Source organism: Colwellia sp. MB3u-8, from assembly GCF_014076985.1.
In the GTDB taxonomy this organism is placed as follows: domain Bacteria; phylum Pseudomonadota; class Gammaproteobacteria; order Enterobacterales; family Alteromonadaceae; genus Cognaticolwellia.
The window spans coordinates 41,650-65,049 of sequence record NZ_JACGVA010000066.1; the positions used below are offsets into that span (position 1 = coordinate 41,650).

The window sequence follows — 23,400 nt, forward strand, 5'->3', positions numbered from 1 at the left end:
CCCGGTGATTGGACCGTTATTGATACAAAAACTAGTCCACCTTGCTTGATTAGTTTCTATAGCTAATGTCTGCTTTGTGGCATAAGTGACGATTAAACCCAATCTCCCAAGTGACTTCATTTATCGGCACTAATATTTGTTAGTGCTAATGTTCCTTTGGTGCGCATTGGCGGCATGAGTAGGTAGTTTTTTTCTAACGTCTGCTTTATGGTCCGATAGTTGATAATGTGTAGTTTAGACCAAAGGGTTACTAGTCAGTTGAACTGTGCTGCATATGTTGTTTTTTTCAGCATATGCAGCACAGAGTTTAAATTAATGACACTACTGCAATGGGTATTTTAGATAGTTTAAACCTGAATGTTCGCTAATTTATCTATTGTCTAAAGTTGAATTCAGTCATCTCATACTATTATTATCGTAAACCAACCAAAATGTGCACTTGTTAATATTATGCAATAAAAGTAACGAATGGATGACTTTTGTGTCAAATAATTTTACAATCAGCATATGGATATCGTGTCTTATTTTTTTATTACATTGAAAATATTGAGTATTATTTTATTGGTGTGATTTTTGCGTAAGTCGGGTAGGACAAAGTGATGAAATTTCACTTTTAACAATTACCTTTCAAGTTTATTGTGAAAGGATTAAAAGGAATATCAAATGAAATTTAAATTTTTTCATCTCGTAGTATTGATTGCTTTACCTTTATTACCTTTATTACCTTTATTAGCTTTAAATGCAAATGCAAGTTTAATTCTTGGTACAGATACTAAGGCATTAATTGGTGGAGATTTAACTGATCCAGAAAATGATGGTTTAGCGGATTCGAATGTCAATTACAATGCAACCTTTCGTTCAAGTATAGAGTCTGGTTTTGGCGGTGGTGAATACGCATTTAATGTATTTGATAACATATTGTCAGGAGGAAATGGTAAATGGTGTTGTGATGCTGGTGACGTATGGGTAGAAGCCAACTTCGGTAGCGACCGTTATATTCTCGATATGTTTACACTATCTTCAGCAAATGATGCATCGTACAGAGATTCAGATCAGTGGAGTGTATTAGGTTCAAATGACGGTGTTAATTACACAGCTCTATATTCTTATGATGTAACTGGTACTTCTATTTGGAATGACCGTCATCAAGTGGTTAAATTCTCAAACGATGATGACTATAATGTTAATACGTCATACAGTATTTTCCGTTATCAATCGTCTTCTGTGGTAAACAACGGTGTTCAACATCAATTAGGCGAGATTGAATTTTTTGGTACTAAGGTTCCAGAACCATCAACACTCGCTATTTTTGCATTAGGAATGATTGGCTTAGCATCACGTCGATTTAAGAAACAATCTTAAAAAATTAGTTTATTTTATGCTTACAAAACACTAATTGTCATGATTGGTGTTTTTTTTGTTTCTGGTAATTAGCAAATTTTAAGTAAACCATCACTATATGATTAAGTATCCTTTGGTTGTTAAGCCGTGTCCGCTGTAGGGCAAAGCATACAAAAATTTTCAGTATAAATTCTAAAATGCTAAGGTCAGCAAAGTGGCAGCTATTGCCCTTAGCAATCATTCTAAGAAAGTTTACATTATTAAAATTTATCAGTGCTCACCTTTATGTCAAAAATGTGTCAAGAAGACATTAGCTAGTACCTACTTTTAAGGTCAACTGATCGCTAAAAGAAGACATTTATAGTTGCACTAGCAATGCAATTTTTACCATAACGAACTATATCTATTGTCTGGCATTATTAACATCAGGTTAACATCAGGTTAACATCAGGTTAACATCAGGTTAACTGAAATAAGCATACGCAAATGTTTCAAATACTCAGTGCCTAGAACGAAAGTCAGTAGTAGTTAAGCTAAACCTTCCTCAGTTAACTAATGCCACATGGTCTCAACCACTAGTGCCAAAGGTTAGAAAGTTTATTGATTATATTTCAGCGCATTTTGTTGATATGTCATATTCAGAGCATAACATTTACACACTAAGCTAACTCCGCTAATCAACATCTTCCTTAGTTACCATCTCTTTATCAATAAGTTGACTAGATATCTCAGCACACTTAATTTTCAAATGTTCCCTAAGTAATAGAACTGTCGGAGTAATGGTTTGTCTACTTGGACAAATAAGCCATAATTTAGTCGGTTTAAGGGGAAATTTGGATAAAATTGAAATAATTTTATTTGAGAGCAAATCATTTGACATATCTACACTATATTTCGCCACTATCCCTGTACCATTTACACACTAGCGTCTAATTAGTTCAGTATCACACACATTGCAAGCTACCTGCACAACCAGTACTCAGTGGCATTGCCTGAAATTTGAGCTGGACGAAACATTTAACTGTATTTATCTCTTCTAATCCCCGTGAGGGCAGAATTTATTATTTTCAAACCAAATGGTTATGATATGCCCATCACTTAATGCTTGTTGACTAGGCTGTGATTGCGTTCTTTATTATTTTGGGGCTCTAGGTTGTTTTCTGCTATTTAAAATCAATAAGGTTACAAATATTATTGGGAATGAGTTTAAAATTTGCTATGTTAGGCTATCAAATATATTCATAGCTTCTCAGTTTAAAAATGAGTATCCCCCTTTACTCCTTGTAGTCTGATAAATAAGAAGAATTTTTTGCAATTATTTAACACTCAAAAGCTTCGTAGTATTCAAGCGCAAGAGCAAGCAATAAAAAAACATGCCATTTTAGTCGTTGATGACGAAGTTGAAAACCGTAAAGTGATTACTTCTATTCTTCAATATGAATTTATTGTTTTAGAGGCTAGCAATGGGGCTGAAGCGATTGAGCTTGTTCAGAAACATCCTAATCCTGAAGACATCAGTATGGTGATCAGCGATCAGCGTATGCCACACATGAGTGGAGTTGAATTGATAAGTCACTTAGCTAAAATCATTCCTAAATCTGTGCGAATTATTGTTAGTGGTTATACCGACGTCGAATCTTTCATCGGGTCTATCAATAAAGCTAATATTTATAAATTTATTATTAAACCCTTTGAACGCGCCGATTTTCTATGGACTATAGAGCGTGCACTTGAAAACTTTGAGTTACAACAAAAGCATGATGCGCATTTATTATCGCTTGAGTACACGGTAGCAGAAAGAACCAAAGAGCTTGCTGATAAAAATATCGAACTTGAACAAGCGTATAAAAAGCTAGAAGATATTAGCTTAATCGATCCATTAACCCAATTAAATAATCGTCGCTATTTAGATAAACATATTGATGCTAACGTCGCCCAATCTTTAGAAGCGTTTCAAAATTGGCAAAAAGATACCACAAAACCCTTGCCTCATAATGAACAACTCACCTTTTTTATGATCGATTTAGATAATTTTAAATCAGTGAATGATACATATGGCCACGAATTGGGAGATGAAGTTCTTAAAAACATTAAACCCTTACTAGAAACTGTATTTCGTAGTTCCGACATATTTATACGCTGGGGCGGAGAAGAGTTTTTAATTGTAGTTAGAGAGATAAATCAAACGGATGCACCAATACTAGCCGAGCGATTACGTAAAACCATTAAGCAACATGTATTTGTTGTTAATTCAGACACAAGTTTTACTGAAACTTGTTCAATAGGTTATGTTCAATACCCTTATATTATCGAACAACCCAATGCGTTAAGTTGGCAACAGGTACTGAAACTTGCGGATAAAGCACTTTATCTAGCTAAAAATAATGGCAGAGATGCATGGGTTGGACTGAGTCATGTAAACGATAATATTACTGAGAAAGAGATCACCAAGCTACTAGATCCAGATGAACTATTAACTCAAAATAGCATGATTAATTTAGTCAGTAATATCACTTTATCCATTAAGTAATGTAAACCAGCCGAGAGCCTTGTTTAGTTATGCTATCACCTCCATATTTGAACACTTTTTCTATTCATAAACCTGTCAATATTCAACGCAGAATATTGACAGGTTCTTTCTTCATATCCTCTGTTGCTTTTGTCTTGTTTTACTTTTTGTTTATCGGTAATTCAATGGCTTATGGATATAATCTAAAGCCTCAATTGAAATTTCAAGACATGCTCAGCGATGAAAACATTGTGGCAATGGATTTTATTGAAGATAAACAGGGCATGTTATGGATAGCATCAGATAGTGGGTTTTATAAGTTTGATGGTATTGATCTGCAACATTATATCCAGAATGAAAAACAAAACTCAATATTAAGCAATGCAATCAATACCTTATTTTTAGACAGTCAGGGCTATATTTGGTTAGGTTATAAGCATGCAGGTGTATCACGTTTTGATCCCGTTACTGAAAAGTTTATTCACTTCTCTTCGTCTACGGCTAATCATAATAAAGTTGCTTATGAATTTGCGGGCAATGCTATAGAAACTATTGTCGAAGATAAATTTAATCATATTTGGGTTGGCAGTGATGATGGACTCACTCAAATTACCCCTAAAAGAGAAAGTATAGCAGCAACAACAGATGACTTTGAAATACTATCATTTACTAATGCACCATTTACTAACAGTGTTGTTAACCGTCTTGTCGTTGATAAACAACAAAATCTTTGGGTGGGTAGTGATCTAGGGTTACATTTTGTCAATATTTCTCAGCTGAACAGTGCTACTTTGCCTTTGAATAAAATAAATTCACTTTTCAAAGAGTTAAAGTTGCCTTTAAATAACTCAAAATCGATTAGTGTATTAAGTTTATTGGCTGATAGTGAGCAAACATTATGGATAGGTACGAGTGATCAAGGAATATTTAGTGTAAATATTACTAATATGTCAAAAGGATTATTGAATTTAGCAAATGATAACAGTGTTAAGCCAAGATTTATTAATCATGCTCTTCGTAATATCGAAGACATTAAGCAAGCTAATAATGGTGATATTTGGTTTGCGACTAAATCAGGATTAGGCTTATTCAGTGCAACGCAGCAAGTTTTTTATTTGTATCAACACAACGCAGAAGTTCCGAAAAGCTTAGCTACAAATCTGATTTATAACATTTTCATTAATCAACAAGGTGTTTTGTATCTATCTATTCCATTTACTATTCAAACAGTTAACACTAATAGCACCTGGTTCAAAACCATCCCTATTAATGCTGATAATAAAAACATGTTGCAAAGTAAAGTAGTGGTTACGGCAGATTTTGATAATCAACAAAATTTATGGCTCAGTGGTATTGCTACCGGGTTGTCTAAGGAATTTAAAGATAAAAACAGTAAAAATAAAAGTAACGAGTCAATATTAGCAAATTCAAAGAGCTGTGCACCCTATTGCTTTATTAATTATCAACTTTTAGATAAAAATACCGAACCGAAAAAAAGAAGTGTGTTTTATTTAGATGAAGGGGGTGTAGTCGGCTTTAAAGAAGACTCTCAAGGGCGTATTTGGCTAGGGTTATTTAATAATGGCGTCTATAAAGTATCTTCAAATAAACAGCAAAAATCTCATTATAAATATGATAAAGAAAAGCCAAATAGTCTAAGTAGCAACTGGCGTAATCGCGTTATTATTGAAGATTCAAATCAGCGTATATGGGTAGGTAATCAGGCGGGAGTTAATTTATATGATGATCTTAAAGACGACTTTTTTCGGGTGCCAATACGGGATAATAATGCTCAAACAATACTTTCAGTATATATAAACGCCATTGTTGAAACAAAGCAGCATTTATTAATTGGTAGCGGCGATGGTCGTTTGTTTTATTTAACTGAGACAGAAAGCGAGCAAAATAAAGCTCAAAAATTAAGTTTTGAAAACGTAAAAATACGATTGAAAAATGGTGAAAAAAAATATTTCACCTCAATCACTTCTATTACAGAAACAGAGGATGGTGCTATTTGGCTATCAACCTTAACAACAGGTCTGCTTAAGGGAAGTTTAGTTACGACTAAAAGTGGTGAGTTGAGCTTTGTTGGTGAGATTTATGATCATCGACACGGATTGAATAACAATAATATTAGAGCTTCTCATGCAGACTTAAATGATAATAATCGCTTGTGGTTACATACCGAATTTGGAATTTCAGTATTTTATATTGACCGTGAACGTTTTTATAATTTCACCTCTATAGATGGTATATCAAGTGTAAAACAATGGATAAACTGTGCAGATCAAGCTAAAAATGGTGATATATATTATTGTGGTCCAGAAGGTGTTGTCTATTTTTCACCCAAAGATATTAAGTTAAATACCCGTATCCCCGAAGTCGTATTAACTCGACTTTATGTAAATAACAAAGCAGTTAATATTATGCATGAAGACGAAATTCAGCCATCTAAACAAGATAAAAAGCAGTACAATTTACTGACTAAAAATATTAATTTTACTAACAGCATTACGCTAAATCATCAACAAAATAATTTTGCTTTTGATTTTTCCGCTCTGGCTTATTCCGCGCCATTAAAAAATAAATATCTATATATGCTGGAGGGCTTTGACAAAGAATGGATACCGACCAATGCAAAACGCCGGCATGCTAATTACAGTAATATTCCCGTGGGCGAATATATATTTAAAGTCAAAGGTAGCAATAATCATGGCTTTTGGAATGAAGAGGGTGCAAAAATTAAAGTTATTGTCCTAGCACCTTGGTATTGGACTTTATGGGCTAAAAGCATTTTTATCTTAATTTTTAGTTTACTCATTTTTAGCTTTATACGGTATCGTACTCAACAACAAACAAAAACATTAACACAACGTAGCATTGACCTAGAGCAAGCGGTTGATGAACGAACAGCGGAGCTCAAAAACGCGCAAAAAACCATTGCCATTCAAGAGAAAATGTCCTCTTTAGGTACACTCAGCGCAGGCATTGCCCACGAAATTAACAACCCTACCAATTTTGTTTATGGTAGCTGTCAAAATATGGATGTTGATTTAATCCGCTTTAAAAAATTTATATATGATTTAGCTGGCGACGATGCCGATGAGGAAGTACTTACCGCGTTTGAGAAGAAATTCATCTCTTTACATGACCATCTCGATATTATTAGTGAAGGTGCGCAGCGGATCAAAAAAATCGTCAGTGGATTAAGTGTGTTTTCTCGCTCAGATAAAAATGAAATGGAGATCATGCCCATTAATCAATGCATAGAAGGTACGGTTGAATTGGTTAAAACCGAATATAAGGATGTTACTCATTTTGAATTAGTATTTAGAGATAATCCTGAAGTATTTTGTTTTCCCTCCAAAATTAATCAGGTGATAATGAATTTATTGGTTAATGCTAGTCAAGCCATAAAAGCTAATTCACCAAGCAAAGGTGATGATTATTTTGGTCATATCCGCATTTGTAGCGCTATTATTGATAGTCATTGTGTGCTCAAAATTTATGATAATGGCCAAGGTATTGCATCAGGTCATCTAACTAAAATATTTGAACCATTTTTTACTACTAAAGAAGCGGGCGAAGGCACCGGACTTGGCTTATCGCTCAGTTATGAAATTATTCAACAACATGGAGGAAGTTTATCGGTAGAAAGCACTGAAAATATTGGTACTTGCTTCACTTTAGTTTTACCCCTTAGCCAGCATAACGATACTGAGTCGGTAAAATCTAGCTGCACTGTTTTATGATCAAACAAATATGTCAGATACCTCAGGATAATTTTCCAGATATTTAACAATATAATCAATAGGATCAGTGACTGAGGTATCCAAAAAAATAATTTATAAACCATAAAAACAGTTGAAAAATTAGTGAACATTTATGGTATTTGGTGATCAGAACAATGGTAAGTGTCCGGCAAAGTTCATCTAAACAATAAGTTACATTCAAGTTAAATTACTTCAAACAATTATTGGAGTAATTTATGAAAATAACTCGAAGCCAAGAGCCATGGCGAACTATTCTTAATGAACAACAAGCTAGCGGTCAAACTATCATTGATTATTGACGAGAGCATCAATTAGCAGCCTACAGATTTTATGTGTCTCGTCAGAAATTGGCTATCACATCAAGCCACTTTATTCGACGGCTACATTAAGGGTAAAGTTATAGAAAAAATCACACTGAACTACTATTGGCATATTTTTTTATAATAGGTAATTGTTTTATAATTGATTGACTAACTAGTGAGGGAAATAATTGGTTGATTCGAACAAAAATCTTTTCTGGCCAACCTATGTAGCGTTCTTCACTTGATTGCATGATCAAGGTGAGTAATGCTTTAGCCACAGTTTCGGCTGAATCGACAGTGCTATTCAGTTCAGCATTTAATTTCTCTACCTCACTACTATTTAAGCTCGTTTGAGTGGCGCGTGGTGCAAGATATTTAACCCGAATATTACTATCGGCTAGTTCTCTTGATAAGGTTTGGCTAAAGCCTCTTAAAGCAAATTTACTGGCACAATAAGCCGTATAGCCAGGAAAACCTATGCTGCCATAAGTAGAGCCAATATTGATTATTTGTGCCTTGTCACACTGTTTAAGTAAGGGCAATAACGCTTGGGTTAGTTGCATAGGGGCGATAGTGTTAGTCGTCATAATATGACTTATTTCACTTTCGCTAGCTTGTTCAAATAACTTAAATTGACTTACCCCAGCATTGTTGATCAATAAATTAACTTCAAACGGCAATAAGGCTAATTGTGCAATTAGGTGAGCACGTTGTGCTGGCTGTAAAATATCTACCACAAAGGTAAGCACTGAGTTTTTGGCCTCTGGATTTGAAGCCAATAATTCAGCTTTTAATTGCGTTAGTTTCACTTGATTTCGACCGACTAAAACCAAGTTAGCACCAGAGCTAAACAATAGTTGGCTAAAGGCTTGTCCAATGCCCCCGGTTGCGCCAGTGAGTAAAATATTATTATTGGTCATGGTGTTGCTGAATTTATTGGTCATTTGCAGAGCCTCTGTCCATGCGGTTTATCGCATTAGGTAAAATATTGTTTAACGTATTCTTTACAGTGTTTTGTAAAAAATTAAGGCTTAGTAACCCATAGCAATAAAAAGTGCTCTGTCGCTTAAGTTGCCAGTAATAGCTCTGCGACCATGCAATACGCGTTTATTGTTAATAATGACTATATCGCCATCTTGCCACTGAATTTCTTGAGTATATTTTTCAGCAAGCTCAGCGGTTTGTTTCATTAATGCTTCACTCACTGGCTGACCATTAGCAAAGCTATAATTTGGTTTTTCATAATTAAAAGACGGACCTAACAGTGCGTTGGCAAAAGCAAATTGCTCAGTTTGGCTTTCTGCTGTGAACGTTCCTTTCTCCGCTTCTTGATTAGCAAGGCCCTTAATGGGTAAACAAGGCTGAATATCTAATGCGTAATCTAAACTATCATCAGGGTTTATTTTCCCTCTTTGATGTTGATTAATCGCTATAAAATCAGCTAAATGTTTTTCAGTTACCTCAGCTAAACCGTTAACTTCTGGGTGTTGATTAACCACATACTGGCGCCAAAGGTGGGAAGGTAAACGTCGTGAAACAGTCACTGTTTGTTGCCATGCTTGTTGTAACTGTGCTGACATATTTTGATAAAGTTCAGCACCGTCGCACAAGGTCGTTTGAGAACCCTGTTTAGCGCTTTTTTCACTATAAAAAGCCACCAAGTTAGGTGGAAATGGCGTATTACCATTTTCTATATGTAAACCCACTGCGTCTATACCCGCATTAACTTTTTGGCTAGATTTATCAGCAAATTCACGTGCAGGATCAAAGGTTAGCTCATGACAAAACTGTTTTAATAATTCACTAAATTTTGGCAAGCTAGCATCAAATCCACGCAGTAATACCCAGCCGTTATTATTTAATTTTTGTTTGGCTTGGTTAACCACTTCAAGTTCATTTAACGCTGTGTTTGTGGTAGCCAAAATAATGTTTGTCATAGTGATCTCCTGATAATAAATAGGGTTAAATTATGAATAAAGTGCAGCAAGTTTGTCTTCATAGAGCAATGCAATATTTTTTCTTTTTATACGTCCGTTACTGGTAAGCGTATTGGACTGAGTACTAAAAGGAGCATCAGCTATTAACCAATGATGAATTTGCGCATAATCGGGTAAGCTTTTATTACACTCATCAATAGCGTTTTGTATCGCAAGCGGATTTTTATTACTGGCAACCACTACCGCTGACAAAGCAGGACGAGCTTCGCCAAAAACCGCTACTTGCGCAATAGTCGATGACGACGTTAAGCTAGCTTCAACCCATTCAGGAGAAATATTACGGCCAAAACTACTGACAATAGTGTTCTTTTTTCTGCCTGACACATAGATGAAGCCATCAGCATCGATATAGCCTAAATCACCGGTATGAATTTGTTCAGGTACTGGCTTTAACTCACCTAAATACCCTAGCATTGCCTGACCATCAATAATGATCTCGCCATCTGCAGCAATACTGACCTGCACATGAGGTAGTGCCTTACCAACACTGCCTATTTTATTTTGTTGGGGTAAATTAAGACTGACCACCGAACAACATTCTGATAAACCATAGCCTTCATAAACAGGTAGCCCAAGAGCTATCGCTTGTTGCAAAATAAGTGGTGATGTTTTGCCTCCGCCTAGCGCGATAAACTGTAAGCTGGCGCATTGAGCTAAAACTTCTGTATTTGCTGCATGCACTAAATATTTTAATATTTGTGGTAATAAAATAACGCTGCCAACCTGATGCAAAGCAATTTTATTGACTAATTTTTCAATATCGAATTCAACATTAGACACAAAGCCTAGCGTGGCTAATGGCGCGGTTATTACTGCTCCACCTCGTAGTAAGCAAATATATACCCCAGCAATATTCTCTAATAATGTCGCTAACGGCATAACGCATAAATGATCTGATATGGGCATTTTAACCATTGAAGCTTCAATGCCTTCGCACACCGCCGCAATGTTCGCACTGGATAAACAAACCCCTTTAGGCTCTCCGGTAGAGCCTGAGGTATAAGTAATTTTAGTCACGGCATTAATATCGTTAATCGCATGAATTTTACGTTCAATGCGGTAATCGTCCGATAGAGGCAATAGCAGGGTGTCAGTAAGTGGTAAAAGCTTAGGTGCGGCGTTATTCGCAACAGCAAAATGTAAGTGCTCGTTAGTGCTAAGCGCCAGTGTTAAAGCTTGCTTGGTTATAATGGCGTCTAGTTGTGCGCTTTTCGCTAAATGTCCAACTTGTGCAGGCGTAAAAAATAGTGGAATGGGCACCAAGGTAACGCCTAAGCTAGCGGCAGCCAAATCACAGATAATCCACTCTGAGCAGTTATCCATATACAGCCCAAGGCACTGTACTTTTGCTTGGGTAAAAACCGCGGCTACACTCGCTATTTTTTGCCATAATTGCTGATTAGAAATGATGTCTTGATGATCACCCGCATCGGTAATTAAAGCCGCTTGATGAGGAAAAAAATCAGCGCGCGAGCGTAATACTTGAAACAGCTTTTCCATGATACTTCCTTTCAATGAATCCATTAGGATTTGATTAAAGCAAGTATCTATGACAAATCTTAACGCAGTCTTAAGCGTGAGAAAAATTGCTCAACACAAAGAGGAAAGTTATACCTATCCCTAGGCAGAGTTATAAATAAAAATGCTCCGAATTTATTTTATCACCGATGATTTTACAGCTGATCTTGATGCTAACTTGAACACTAAATTATTATGTAAAGCATAAAAAAATCGCATAAATGCGGTTTTTTATTTGTTCATCGTTTGTCAACTTATGTGTCAGTAAAAGCAACCACTCTATTTTAGCTTACCACTAAGGGTGAGAGCGTAACTTTAAGGTTGATGTCTCTGCATCATAAATCAGCACACGTTGGTAAGCTGGCAATAAGTAACTTTCAGCGCTAGCATCCGCTATAACCTCTGACCAAAGTTCAACCTGAGCCGCGTTATATTTACTATAAGTAATACCTAAGGTTGGATCAAAACGGTAGAAGTAACTGTTGTTACCGCTATCTGTGGTGCTGTTAAAGGTTTGCACATTAGCATTGCCTTGAAGTCGGCCGTTGTCAGTGTAGATAGTGCCGTCAAAACTTGCCCATTCGCTGGTGCTATTAGCGCTATAAATCGTCTCACCGTTATGACTCATGGCAAAGCTCGATAAGTTAGTGAAGGCTGCATTGATGTAGGCCGGCTGATTTGTCACTGATATCGTTTCACTGGCATAAGCGTTATAACTTAGCGCAAAGCGCTCAAGTGAGGTGGTTGCTTGCTTGTAGGCCATAAATATATCTGCACTATTGGCTTGGGCAATGCTTGCAACGAAATAAGCATTGTTTTGAAGCCAATATTGGCGCGTTAAATTTAGGTCGGCGTACTCCAGTGTTTGTGTGATAACAAGGGGTATTCCAGCGATTATCTTGATCATCAGAGGGCGGTATTCTATAGTGATCTTGTCACTATTTATTTGGCTAAACTGATAACTGTTTAAGTCAAATTGATAATGATTAATCCGAGTTTGTTCAAGCTCGTTTTCATCTAAATAAGTTTCGCTATTTGATGCTAACAACATTGAACCGTCAGGGTGGATCACTAAGTTGGTTAAATCGACATCGACTAATGGTGACCTTGTGGTGTTAATTAACGCGCCAGAAATAACATGATAAGTATTAATTTTATCGCCTTGAGCAATATAAACGTAAGGTCGCATCGGATCTAGCACTAGGCCTGAGGTATTGAAGCTAATATTACTGATATCAAGGTCATTGGCATCATTGACGCCTTTATTGAAGGTGACGTTAATGCGGCCCAATAATGCGGTGTCAGCGGTAGTTGGTGATAAGGTTATTACCGCACTATGAACGCCGTCACTGGCTATGTTGGCGGGTGTGCCTGTGATGGTCAGTGTGTTGTTGGTGCTGTCAGTTGATAAAGATAACCAGCTAACGTCAGTACTGGCTTGCCAAGCGATATTAGTTTCGCTGTTGGTTAAAATATCAAGGGTATGTACTAGTGTTTGCTCGGTGGCTAAACTATTAAAAGCCAGTGACGGGTAGTTACTACTTAACCTTATGGCATCAATAGCCAGGTCAACCGTAATCACTTTTGTGGTGCCACTAGCGGGGTCGTATATCGAGATACTGGCGGTCATTAAGCCCCAACCAGTAATTAAACTAGCATCAATATCAATTAATATTCTCTCGCCATTGTCATCACTCTGCGGTGTTAATATCAGCCAAGGTGCACTGGCCGTTGCTTGCCAATTCGCAGAAATATTTGACAGTGTCAGTGTTTGTTGTGTTATGGCGCTGTTGCCAAAAGTGGTATTAAAGGCGAGTGTTTCAACCGAGCTTGAAATTTGGCTTAAAGTGATGACATCTATGCTGTCAGCACTGCTTGATGTTAAAACTGCACGGTTATCACCATTGGCAATTAACATTTTGGCGGGTTGATTTGCACCTAGCTCAATAGTGTTAGCAAGGGTTTGTTGCTCGTTATAAACATCGATTTTAAAACCAACTTCTGAGTCAAATCTAACATAGTGAGGGCGATCATTAGTACTATGCGCAAGCGCTAAATTAGTCATGGCTGCATTGCTATTTAACACGCCATTGTCGATAAAGGTTGTACCATCAAAACTTATCCATTCACTTGTTGGGCTAATCGCGTAAATGTTTTGCTCATCAGCGGTAACATAGAAATCGTTAATTTGCTCGTTTTCACCTAATAGTTCAGGTCGATAACTGTGGCTTATTTCTGTGGTGATGGGGTTGCGGCCAAAATCATTCACTTTGACATTTAAGCGCTTTATCGACATTAAATCATCGCTGGTGCTTACGTCTAAGGCGAATAGGCTTTGATTTTGTTCGGCAACATTAAAGGCTCGGGCAAAAAAGGCGTTAGGGCCGTCGAAGCCAACACGGATTAGGTTTTCGTCGGCAAATTCTAAAATGGTGGTTGCCACAAAATAGCGGCCATTAAGGCGAATGAATTTTATCGGTTCGTTGGTAATATCAACATCGGTTAACTCAACAACGCTCATATCACTGAGGTTGATTTGATATCTATGTATGCTGGTTTCAGTGGTGTTTTCATCAATGACGATAGTTTCGACCGCTTTTGCTAACATCATGCTAGCGTCAGGATGAATAATTAGCTGTTCTAGTAAAGTATCTGCTGGCGCTATAACGGTTGTGGATAATAATTCATTAGTATAAAGGTGATAGCTGCGTAGCTCATTGTTGGTGGCAACATAATATTGTGGCAGTAAAGGATTAGTCACTACACCGTCAGTATTAGCGACAATATTTAGTGAGTTATTTTCACTGAGTAAGTCAGATTTATAAAAACTCACTTGAATAGTTTCTGAAATCGCTGTGGTTTGTTCATTGCCACTCAGGGTGATCTCGGCGATCGTTGTTGCGTTATTCGCTAAGGCCGTGCTGTCGGCAACCAGTGTTAACTCATTAGTGTCGGCGTTAGGCGTTAGGGTTAACCACGCCGCTTCGGTCGTTGCTTGCCAGCCCCAAGGCAAAAGACTATTTGAATTAATGTTAAGCGTAGTTTGGCTGTTACTAATATTAGCGGTTTGTGCTAAGGCCACTGTTGCTCTGTCAGCAAATAAATGAATGTTGTCTAAGCTCAATTCAACGGGATACTCTGTTGTGCCTAGCGGGCTGGTTATATCTATGGTCGCGGGATAAAATCCGGCTGTACTAAAGTGACTAACATCAGGGGTAGCGGTAATGGTTGTTACACCATCAAGAAAGCTTTTTTCAAGGCTGAGCCAAGACACTGAACTTGCTAAGGTTAAATTATCTGCGCTTGAGCTGAGTGCAATATTTTGCGAGGCAATGGCGTCAACACCGTAAGTATCGTCGTAGGTAAGGGCCTGCCAAATTAGTAATGAAACATTAATATCGGCATGGGCGAAGTTTGTTGTTGCCGTATCGCCACTGGATAATCTTAGGGTTGTACCGTAAAGGTCCGCTGGGATTATATCAGCGTTAACCACATCAATATGAATAGTGGCAGACGTTGCGGTTAGATTGGCAATGCGATAATTTAACCAGCTTACAGGCGCTGCGGTCGGGGCGAAGCCGAGTAATAAGCCATCACCATCAAAGGTAACATCAAGGGCAATGGTATGGTTTTGTGCTTGTAAAAATTCATGGGTAAATGCAACCGATGAAACTGATGAGCTAATGGTGAATGTTGGTGTTGTATCATTTGAACCACCACATGCCTGTAAAAATAGTAAGCTAAGTAAAATAACCAATATTAAACGCATGTTTTTAATTTGTCCCTTCATACATGTCCTTATTTTTATTAATCGCTAGTACTTAGCTGTTATTTTTGACTGAATGTCGCTCAATGTTAGCTCATTCATTATGATAAATTACTGCAAGTTTATTCTGCGCGATTATGAACGGGATGTAAAATTTATTCATCTAATGTAAGTTTTATTGGCGTTGTGTAAAGTTAGTCATCATTGATGATTTTTTACTTTTTACTTTTTGCTGACTTCACTAAGGCATAAATTCTATTGTTTATCTGTTTATTCTCAGTGAAATATTTGCCAATAAAAAATTGGATTAAATCATTCCCTTTAAATACAGCCACTGTTGTGCTGTTTCACAGAAAAAAATCAGCTAAAGAGTTACAGCAAAAAATCAGCTTTTTAGCGTATAAATTTGCTGAAATAATGCTATTTTTAAACTAGATCATTACAGCATATTATCTAAATAAAGATTATTTTGCTGAGTGTTTTTGTGATTTTTTTAACTGCCAATTGTCTTGAGGCTAAGGTTAGTGCGATATGAAGGTGACTTGGCAGAAAAGATGTTAATGGTCAATTTGTAGATAAATCACCAAGTAATGATTAAATAGATTGGTATCTTCAAGCAGAGCTTGCGTATAATAAGCACATTGGTGCGTCCCTAATAACAGATCAAAAAGATAAAGCCAAAAGAGTGCGCTTTATGCAACAAGGTGGTTTCTCAACAGATTAAACCATGACACTATTAAACGCTTAAACAGATATATTCTTCGAAAATTAGGAAATTTAAATGATTGAAACTAGTGCCCAATTGCGTCAGGCATTTTTAGATTTTTATGCATCTAAGCAACATCAAATTATTGCGAGTAGCTCGCTTATTCCTGGTAACGATGCGACTTTATTATTCACTAATGCTGGCATGGTGCCATTTAAAGATGTATTTCTTGGCGATGATATTCGCAGTTATACCCGAGCCACGTCAGCACAGCGCTGTGTTCGTGCCGGTGGTAAGCATAATGATCTAGAAAATGTCGGTTACACCGCACGTCATCATACTTTTTTTGAAATGATGGGTAACTTTAGCTTTGGTGATTACTTCAAAAAAGAAGCGATAAATTATTCTTGGGAATTTTTAACCTCAGTATTAGCATTACCAAAAGAAAAATTGCTGGTAACTGTTTATGAAAGTGATGTTGAAGCATACGATTATTGGTTAACTGTTATTGGTGTGCCAGCGGAGAAAATTATTCGTATTGGTGATAAATCAGTTGATAAACCCTATGAGTCAGACAATTTTTGGTCAATGGGTGATACCGGCCCATGTGGCCCATGTTCAGAAATTTTTTATGATCACGGAGACGATATTTTTGGTGGTCCTCCAGGTTCTCCAGATGAAGATGGCGATCGCTTTATCGAAATTTGGAATTTAGTTTTCATGCAATACAACCGTCAAGCCGACGGTACCATGGATAATTTGCCTAAGCCGTCAATAGATACTGGTATGGGTTTAGAGCGTATTTCAGCGATAATGCAAGGTGTGCATAGCAATTATGAAATCGATATTTTCCAAGGCTTAATTCGTGATACCGCTACATTACTTGAATGTAATGATTTAGCACATAAATCACTACGTGTTATTGCAGATCATATTCGTTCGTGTAGCTTCTTAATCACTGATGGTGTTATGCCGTCAAATGAAGGCCGTGGTTATGTATTACGTCGTATAATTCGCCGCGCTATTCGCCATGGTCACAAGTTAGAAGCTAAGTCATTTTTCTTCCATAAAATAGTCGCCTCACTTGCTGAGCAAATGGGCGAAGCTTATCCTGAACTTGTACAGCAACAGGCCATTATTGAGAAAGTTTTACTCAGAGAAGAAGAGCAGTTCGGTCGAACGTTAGACCGAGGCATGGCGCTGTTAGAAGATACGTTATCAGCACTTAAAGGCGATACTATCGCTGGCGATGACGTTTTTAAACTCTACGATACTTATGGTTTTCCTGCTGATTTAACCGCTGATATTGCCCGAGAACGGCACTTAAATATTGATCTTGACGGCTTTGATACCGCCATGGCTCAACAACGTGTTCGCGCTCAAAAAGCTAGCCAATTTGGCACAGACTACAACGACACCCTTAAGTCAGAACATCGGACTGAATTTAAAGGTTATACCCGCCATGAAATGTCTTCTACTGTGGTTGAACTCTTTAACAATGAAGCCTCAGTTGTAGCATTAAGTGCGGGTGAAACCGGTATTGTAGTGCTTGATAAAACCCCTTTTTATGCTGAGTCAGGTGGACAGGTCGGTGATAGTGGCATATTACAGTTTGATGGCGGCATATTTGAAGTTTCTGATACCTTTAAATTAGGTCATGCCTTTGCGCACAAAGGTATTGCCCGTGACACTATTGGTTTAAACAGTCGTGTTAACGCGCAAATTAATAGCGAACGTCGTGCCGCTATTGTTAAAAACCACACAGCTACACATATATTACACGCCAGTCTTCGCACAGTATTAGGCGATCACGTTACGCAAAAAGGCTCATTATGTGATGCAGAAAAACTACGTTTTGATTTTTCTCACTTTGAAGGCGTCACACGCGATGAGTTAAATACTGTTGAACGTATGGTGAATGAGCAAATTCGTGGCAATTTAGCGCGCGAAACCAATTTAATGCAAATTGACCAAGCGAAAGAAAAAGGCGCGATGGCATTATTTGGCGAAAAGTACGACGATGAAGTGCGAGTGGTCACCTTAGGTGGCTTTTCTACTGAACTTTGTGGTGGTGTGCATGTTGACCGAACCGGTGATATTGGCTTATTTAAAATTGTCTCTGAATCAGGCATTGCTGCCGGTGTTCGTCGAATAGAAGCCGTAACAGGTGAGGCCGCATTAAACTACTTTGCCGCACAAGAACAAACATTAAGTACTATTGCCGCCTTGGTTAAAACTGACCCAGTGAATGTGGCCGGTAAAGTTGAGCAAGTGATATTACGCAACAAAGAACTTGAAAAAGAATTAGCACAATTTAAGCAAAAACTTGCTAGTCAAGCCGGTGCTGATTTAGTCAGCCAAGCTATTGACGTTAATGGTGTGAAAACCCTTGTTGCTAATCTAGCAGGCGTCGAGGCTAAATCATTGCGTGGCATGGTTGATGACCTGAAAAATAAAATGGGCTCAGGCATTATTTTACTAGCCGCAACCAGTGACGATAAAGTGAGCTTAATTGCTGGTGTTACCAAAGATCTTGTTGGCCAAGTAAAATCTGGCGAACTCGTTAATATTGCCGCGCAAGAAGTCGGTGGTAAAGGTGGCGGACGTCCTGATATGGCTCAAGCCGGAGGTAGCCAACCAGAAAATATTGAAGCAGCCTTAAAAGCAGCACAAAGCTGGTTAAAAGATAAGTTGAGCTAATATCTAGGTAGGTAAGTAGATAAATTAATTTAAGGGGCTTTTGGCCCCTTTTTTTATCTATAGGATGTGCTTAGTGTGGTGAGTGTATTGTCGTTCTTAGCCATTTATGGCTCCACAGCATTGGTGCATTCATGTATATGGATGCACAAGAGCGAATAAATAGCATGTAGGTTATATTTAGAGGACATAGCCGTTCCTAGCCATCAATGCTCTAGGATACTCATATATCCTGGTACGTCGATGCACAGGAGCTTGTGTGACAGGAACATCAATAAGATCCATTGCAATATTTTTTGCCACTGAACTAACTTAATGAACTTGGTATAAATATAAATTCATTAATTTATTATTTTAATATAAATAATAAATTACAATCAGATAGAATTTTTATCCACCTTCAAGCTTTTTTGTTAATGGTATGTAGCTACAGTGTTTCTATTCATATGTTTTTGATAAAAATTTACAAAAACTTACTTATAAAGTGTTTATTGTTTCATGAAGGTTGTTAATATGAGCAGTAATTGCTGCAATTGCATTCTGCGATTGTTCTGCAAGTTTTTTGTTAAATATTGAAAATTCGATATGGTTAGTAGAATCGTCAATGTTTGATAAGTATTCTAGATGCTTATTGTGAACATTAGTGCACTTTTGCAAATAGTAGACTAAATTTAATTTGTTACTAGCTTATATATATTTAGTGGAGCTCGTTTTTAAACATAAAGGAAATTAAGATGTTAATATTAACTCGCCGAGTTGGTGAAACGTTGATGATCGGAGACGATGTCACAGTGACAGTGTTGGGTGTTAAAGGTAACCAAGTACGTATTGGTGTCAACGCCCCGAAGGAAGTCTCGGTTCATCGCGAAGAAATATATATGAGAATACAATCTGAAAAAGGTGAGGGTGAAGCCTCAGGTAATGAAATCTAATTACTTTCTCATAATTAAAGCCGACATCAGTCGGCTTTTTTGATCCAGCAATAAAATTAGCTAGACCATTTTAGCGTGTTTTTCGCAAGTTAACGTTTGAAAAATGACCGTGTTGTTTGAATTGTCACCAAACAGTCAGTAAATAGGAATAAAAGCGGGAAAAAGTTTGACTTATTTTTATAATCCCTTATGATTCGCCCCATTGGAGAGGTGGCCGAGTGGCCGAAGGCGCTCCCCTGCTAAGGGAGTATCTGGTTTGTAGCCGGATCGAGGGTTCGAATCCCTCCCTCTCCGCCAATTTTTTAGATTGGAATCGTAGGAACAACGATAGTTACATAGTTCATTGCGGGTACATATAATATTTACTAGGTTGTCTACCTAAGGGGATATTGTTTAGCTCGTTATCTCTTGAACTAGAGATATAAATAACAGGTTTGATTTTAGGACGCGTAGCTCAGCTGGATAGAGTACCTGGCTACGAACCAGGCGGTCGCAGGTTCGACTCCTGCCGCGTCCGCCACTTTTCTTTAAGTGGCTAAATAATAAAGACTAGCAAATATTAGCGCTAGTTAAAAAATAAATATATTATAGGTTGGTCATCTCCTAAGCATGAGATATAAAAAAACAGTTTATTGCGGACGCGTAGCTCAGCTGGATAGAGTACCTGGCTACGAACCAGGCGGTCGCAGGTTCGACTCCTGCCGCGTCCGCCACATTGAAAAAACCAGTCTTATGACTGGTTTTTTTTCGCCTAAAATTTCTTGCCAACCACTTATCTGCGATAACTTTCCCCAAAAATCTTTTAAAGCTAGTTTTTATCCCTGTTGGATTTATAGTAACTTGATGAATTACCTGTTTATTTTTAATAGTTAAAATTAAAAGCTACAGCGTCATAAAATTTATAAGATGAAAAATACCAATCTCACTAATTATCTGATCATTTTTACGGGTTAAAATAACCCACTACTGCGTTATTTATTTAATAATTAGAACCACTAGTGATTAAATAAATGCCTTATATTTGGCCATTTTTCCTGCGTATAAAGTTGACCACCTAATTAATGAAATTGGTATAACTAGTGATTAAATTTAATTTCTTGTATTTATTCACTTTTCCGGATTAAAAAGTAGAACACTTAATTAATTTAATAGGTATCAGTGAGCTAAGTACAATAAATATTAAATTTAGCATAAGCAAAGTGTTTGAAACATTATGACTATCGGTTATGTTTTTTGAGTTAGCGCAATACAGGCACTCATTTGGTTGAGTATTTTTATAGTTATTAGCTTGCCTCTGAACTAACCACCTCCCTCTGAACTAACCAAAGGTGAGTTTAAAAAACTTTTGATCGACATTCTTATTATCAACAACATTTATCTGAAACTAAAAATATGCATTACTAGTATTTTAATGCTGTCTAAATAAGCCATTATTTAGTCTAATCAGTTTATGTGTTTTTAGATTTTTATTGACAATAAAATAATGATTTATTGTGATTTATGTGTGTTTTTTGAGCAAAAAAAGGTGATTAGTTAGTGTCGGCTTTAAGTGTTGTATATTGTATAATATCTTTGTTTTTCTGTTTCTAATAACCGCTATTCATGGATTTAATATTGTATACAATTTACTTGATATACCATTTTTTATAAAATAATGACGAAATATTATTAAATTTAGTTGTTTTTTTGAACTATTTTAGCTTGACATCGTTTTTTTTTACCAATTTGTAATAAATTGTTTGCTTTTTACACATTGGAGTGATTATTCTAATTATATAAAATTGCTTGAGAGTAAAAAAATGGAAAATCTTCAACACTTATTTATTGAAGCAGGTACTTTAATGCTAGCCGGTATGGTCTTTGTATTTACCTTTTTAGGTTTGTTGATTGTTTTTATCAAGGTTGTGCTGGTTAGGTTGGCAACAAAATTTCCTGATGCCATTGTTGAAAGTAGAGCCTCAAGTAAAAAAAACAATAAAAAACAAGATGGCAACGGTGTATCACCGGCAGTCGTCGCAGCAATCTCTTGTGCTGTTACCCAATATCGTCAACAACATTCTGCACAGAAATAGGAAATGACCATGACTAAGCCCTTAGGAATAACTGAAGTCGTATTACGCGACGGCCATCAATCATTGCTCGCCACACGTTTACGTTTGGAAGATATGTTACCCATTGCTGCTAAAATGGATGAAATTGGTTATTGGTCAATTGAATCTTGGGGTGGCGCAACATTTGATTCTTGTATTCGTTATTTAGGTGAAGATCCTTGGGAGCGTCTTCGAGCGCTAAAAAAGGCGATGCCAAAAACAAAACAGCAAATGTTGTTTCGTGGTCAAAATATTTTAGGTTACCGTCATTATGCTGACGATGTGGTAGAAAAATTTGTTGAGCGCGCTCACGTTAATGGCATTGATGTGTTTAGAATTTTTGATGCGATGAACGATGTGCGTAACTTACAAACATCGATTAAAGCCGCGGTAAAGGTTGGCGCGCATGCTCAAGGAACCTTAAGCTATACTGAGAGTCCTGTGCATACCCTTGAAGGCTGGCTAACCATGGCTAAGCAACTAGAAGACATGGGCGCACACTCTTTGTGTATCAAAGATATGGCTGGCCTGTTGAAGCCTTACGATGCCGCTGAGTTGATTAGCCGTTTAAAAGAAACTGTAGCTTTACCTATTGCACTACATTGTCATGCTACAACAGGCTTGAGTGTTGCTACCCACATGAAAGCCATTGATGCAGATATTGACGTGATCGACACGGCTATTTCTTCAATGAGTATGACTTACGGCCATTCACCAACAGAAACTATTGTTTCTATTGTTGAAGGTACAGCACGTGATACTGGCTTAGACATGCTTAAATTAGCAGAAGTAGCCACTTATTTTCGTGAAGTTCGCGAAAAATATGCCCAGTTTGAAGGTAGCTTGCGGGGTATTGATGCGCGTATCTTAGTCGCACAAGTACCTGGTGGCATGCTAACCAATATGGAAAGTCAATTAAAAGAGCAAGGCGCGGCTGATAAACTTGATGAAGTGCTAACAGAAATTCCAAAAGTGCGTAAAGACCTGGGTTATATTCCTTTGGTAACACCAACCTCGCAAATTGTCGGCACACAAGCGGTATTAAATGTCTTGACCGGTGAACGCTACAAGTCAATTACCAAAGAAACGGCCGGTGTATTAAAAGGTGAGTATGGTAAGACTGCCGCGCCAGTTGATGCTGAATTACAAGCAAAAGTGCTCGATGGCAAAGCAGCAATTACTTGTCGCCCAGCAGACTTACTTGACCCAGAAATGGATAAATTATCGGTTGAATTGCAACAAATTGCCGAAGAGAAAAATATTACGCTAGCTGAAGATACTATCGATGACGTGCTAACTTATGCATTGTTCCCACAAATTGGTTTGAAATTTTTAACCAATCGCAATAACCCAGATGCTTTTGAACCAGCACCGACTAAAGCCTCTGCTAAAATTACGGCTGCAGCACCAGCAACGAGTTCAGCAAACACTGGCCCTGAAAGTTACGCGGTAAGTGTTGACGGTAAAGTCTTCGACGTTGTTGTTGCCCCTGGTGGTTCAATAGATACTATTGCGCCATCGAGCAAAGCACCTGCGGCAAGTTCAAGCGATGGTGAACCTTTGAAAGCGCCTTTAGCGGGTAATATTTTTAAAGTGCTGGTAAATGAAGGTGACGAAGTCGAAGCAGGTGAAGTAGTTATCATTATGGAAGCGATGAAAATGGAAACTGAAATCCGGGCAATAAAAGCCGGTGAAATATCCGCTATTCACACCAAAGAAGGTGACTCAGTTGCCGTTGGTGATATCTTGTTAAGCTTGGTATAGGATAA

11 protein-coding genes and 3 tRNA genes are annotated in these 23,400 nt (G+C 37.4%); 10 read left to right on the forward strand and 4 right to left on the reverse strand.

The features are described 5' to 3' along the window. The first annotated feature begins 663 nt into the window (after positions 1-663). From H4J54_RS11455 to H4J54_RS11465, 3 genes are all read left to right on the forward strand, one after another. Positions 664-1,362, forward strand: a complete 699-nt coding sequence (locus H4J54_RS11455; RefSeq protein WP_182191006.1) for a PEP-CTERM sorting domain-containing protein — start codon at positions 664-666, stop codon at positions 1,360-1,362. 1,288 nt (positions 1,363-2,650) lie between these two features. Then, positions 2,651-3,871 (forward strand): diguanylate cyclase, encoded by a 1,221-nt coding sequence (locus H4J54_RS11460; protein WP_182191007.1) that lies wholly within the window; start codon positions 2,651-2,653, stop codon positions 3,869-3,871. A 29-nt stretch (positions 3,872-3,900) separates the two neighbouring features. Then, positions 3,901-7,602 carry a sensor histidine kinase gene (locus H4J54_RS11465; RefSeq protein WP_182191008.1) on the forward strand — a complete coding sequence of 1,234 codons (3,702 nt, stop codon included), beginning with the start codon at positions 3,901-3,903 and terminating at the stop codon, positions 7,600-7,602. A 430-nt stretch (positions 7,603-8,032) separates the two neighbouring features. Here the strand turns inward: H4J54_RS11465 and H4J54_RS11470 are convergent, their stop codons facing one another. The 4 genes from H4J54_RS11470 to H4J54_RS11485 form a co-directional block, all read right to left on the reverse strand. Next, positions 8,033-8,869: an SDR family oxidoreductase gene (locus tag H4J54_RS11470; RefSeq protein WP_220464167.1), complete on the reverse strand. Its 837-nt coding sequence runs from the start codon at positions 8,867-8,869 to the stop codon at positions 8,033-8,035. An 87-nt stretch (positions 8,870-8,956) separates the two neighbouring features. Beyond that, the gene (locus H4J54_RS11475) at positions 8,957-9,862 is read right to left on the reverse strand and encodes a TauD/TfdA family dioxygenase (RefSeq protein WP_182191009.1); all 906 of its coding nucleotides are present in this window, start codon (positions 9,860-9,862) and stop codon (positions 8,957-8,959) included. Between the two features lie 30 nt (positions 9,863-9,892). Continuing rightward, positions 9,893-11,422 (reverse strand): AMP-binding protein, encoded by a 1,530-nt coding sequence (locus tag H4J54_RS11480; protein ID WP_182191010.1) that lies wholly within the window; start codon positions 11,420-11,422, stop codon positions 9,893-9,895. A gap of 313 nt (positions 11,423-11,735) precedes the next feature. Continuing rightward, positions 11,736-15,230, reverse strand: a complete 3,495-nt coding sequence (locus H4J54_RS11485) for a hypothetical protein (RefSeq protein WP_182191011.1) — start codon at positions 15,228-15,230, stop codon at positions 11,736-11,738. 757 nt (positions 15,231-15,987) lie between these two features. On the opposite strand from H4J54_RS11485, the gene alaS reads away from it, so the two are divergent. The 7 genes from alaS (at position 15,988) to oadA (ending at position 23,395) form a co-directional block, all read left to right on the forward strand. Continuing rightward, the gene (gene alaS, locus H4J54_RS11490) at positions 15,988-18,612 is read left to right on the forward strand and encodes an alanine--tRNA ligase (protein WP_182191012.1); all 2,625 of its coding nucleotides are present in this window, start codon (positions 15,988-15,990) and stop codon (positions 18,610-18,612) included. Positions 18,613-19,343: 731 nt separating this feature from the next. Further along, positions 19,344-19,541 carry a carbon storage regulator CsrA gene (csrA, locus tag H4J54_RS11495; RefSeq protein WP_085304221.1) on the forward strand — a complete coding sequence of 66 codons (198 nt, stop codon included), beginning with the start codon at positions 19,344-19,346 and terminating at the stop codon, positions 19,539-19,541. Positions 19,542-19,745: 204 nt separating this feature from the next. Then, a tRNA-Ser gene (locus H4J54_RS11500) sits at positions 19,746-19,838 on the forward strand. 146 nt (positions 19,839-19,984) lie between these two features. Then, positions 19,985-20,061: transfer RNA gene (locus tag H4J54_RS11505), tRNA-Arg, on the forward strand. A gap of 116 nt (positions 20,062-20,177) precedes the next feature. Further along, positions 20,178-20,254, forward strand: a tRNA-Arg gene (locus H4J54_RS11510). 1,086 nt (positions 20,255-21,340) lie between these two features. After that, entirely contained in the window at positions 21,341-21,613 is a 273-nt protein-coding gene (locus tag H4J54_RS11515; RefSeq protein ID WP_182191013.1) for an OadG family transporter subunit, read from the forward strand. Between the two features lie 9 nt (positions 21,614-21,622). Beyond that, positions 21,623-23,395 (forward strand): sodium-extruding oxaloacetate decarboxylase subunit alpha, encoded by a 1,773-nt coding sequence (gene oadA, locus H4J54_RS11520; RefSeq protein WP_182191014.1) that lies wholly within the window; start codon positions 21,623-21,625, stop codon positions 23,393-23,395. The last annotated feature ends 5 nt before the right edge of the window (positions 23,396-23,400 follow it).

What these genes read in the sequence shown, in the direction of transcription:
- H4J54_RS11455 (WP_182191006.1), top strand. Translation starts at nt 664, where the DNA reads ATGAAATTTAAATTTTTTCATCTCGTAGTATTGATTGCTTTACCTTTA.
- H4J54_RS11465 (WP_182191008.1), top strand. Translation starts at nt 3,901, where the DNA reads ATGCTATCACCTCCATATTTGAACACTTTTTCTATTCATAAACCTGTC.
- H4J54_RS11470 (WP_220464167.1), bottom strand. Translation starts at nt 8,869, where the DNA reads ATGACCAATAAATTCAGCAACACCATGACCAATAATAATATTTTACTC.
- H4J54_RS11475 (WP_182191009.1), bottom strand. Translation starts at nt 9,862, where the DNA reads ATGACAAACATTATTTTGGCTACCACAAACACAGCGTTAAATGAACTT.
- H4J54_RS11480 (WP_182191010.1), bottom strand. Translation starts at nt 11,422, where the DNA reads ATGGAAAAGCTGTTTCAAGTATTACGCTCGCGCGCTGATTTTTTTCCT.
- H4J54_RS11485 (WP_182191011.1), bottom strand. Translation starts at nt 15,230, where the DNA reads ATGAAGGGACAAATTAAAAACATGCGTTTAATATTGGTTATTTTACTT.
- alaS (WP_182191012.1), top strand. Translation starts at nt 15,988, where the DNA reads ATGATTGAAACTAGTGCCCAATTGCGTCAGGCATTTTTAGATTTTTAT.
- csrA (WP_085304221.1), top strand. Translation starts at nt 19,344, where the DNA reads ATGTTAATATTAACTCGCCGAGTTGGTGAAACGTTGATGATCGGAGAC.
- H4J54_RS11515 (WP_182191013.1), top strand. Translation starts at nt 21,341, where the DNA reads ATGGAAAATCTTCAACACTTATTTATTGAAGCAGGTACTTTAATGCTA.
- oadA (WP_182191014.1), top strand. Translation starts at nt 21,623, where the DNA reads ATGACTAAGCCCTTAGGAATAACTGAAGTCGTATTACGCGACGGCCAT.